The organism is Sanguibacteroides justesenii (assembly GCF_003204205.1).
GTDB classification, from domain to species: Bacteria; Bacteroidota; Bacteroidia; order Bacteroidales; family Marinifilaceae; genus Gabonibacter; species Gabonibacter massiliensis.
In genome coordinates this window covers 1-808 of the sequence record NZ_QJPL01000024.1, presented here as the reverse complement: position 1 = coordinate 808, position 808 = coordinate 1, and the positions used below count along the sequence as shown (strand labels likewise).

Below are 808 nucleotides of genomic sequence, written 5' to 3'. Positions count from 1 at the left end.
TACTATACTCGTCGCCGGTGACGAACTGGCAGATCATTCTCGGTAAATACGCCTCGATGATGGTTTACGCTCTCGTTCTGATGGGTGTGTTGTCAATTTTCGGGATTTACACGGCTTTCGCGGTAAAAGATGCCGATATTCCTCTTATTCTTTCTGGAATGTTTGGCTTGTACCTTTTGATTTGCGCTTACGCGGCGATCGGTTTGTTCATGTCGAGCCTGACCTCTTACCAGATCGTTGCCGCCGTTGGTACCCTGGCGATCCTGGCGGCTTTAAGTTACGTGAAGGGATTGTGGCAGGAGATCGATTTCGTTCGCGATATCACGTTCTGGCTGGCGATTTCCGGTCGAGCCGGGGAGTTCGTAAACGGTTTGATCTGCTCGGAGGACGTGATCTATTTCCTGATCGTGATCGGCTTGTTCCTGTTCATGACCGTCATTCGGTTGCAATCCCGCAGGCAGAAGAGTTCGTGGGCGGTGAACTTCGGTAAATACGCCGTGGTATGGTTTATTGCCATGCTTGTCGGTTACCTCTCTTCCCGCCCGTCTTTAATGTCGTTTTACGATGTAACTCGTACGAAACAGAACACGTTGACCCCGAACAGTCAGGATATCGTTGCCCGCATGGACGGGAAGTTGACGATCACGACCTACGTGAATGTCATGGATGATTACTATTGGATCGGTATGCCCTCGCAAAAAAGTTACGATTTGCGTCGTTTCCGTCAGTATCTTCGTTTTAAACCGGATATCACGATGAAGTACGTTTATTATTACGATTCGGTAAAAAACATGAAGAACCTGGAAAA

General features: G+C 48.4%; 1 pseudogene. It reads left to right on the top strand.

Annotation, left to right across the window (positions count from 1 at the left end):
- A pseudogene (locus DMB45_RS14585) lies at positions 1–808 on the top strand (Gldg family protein); the annotation flags it as partial.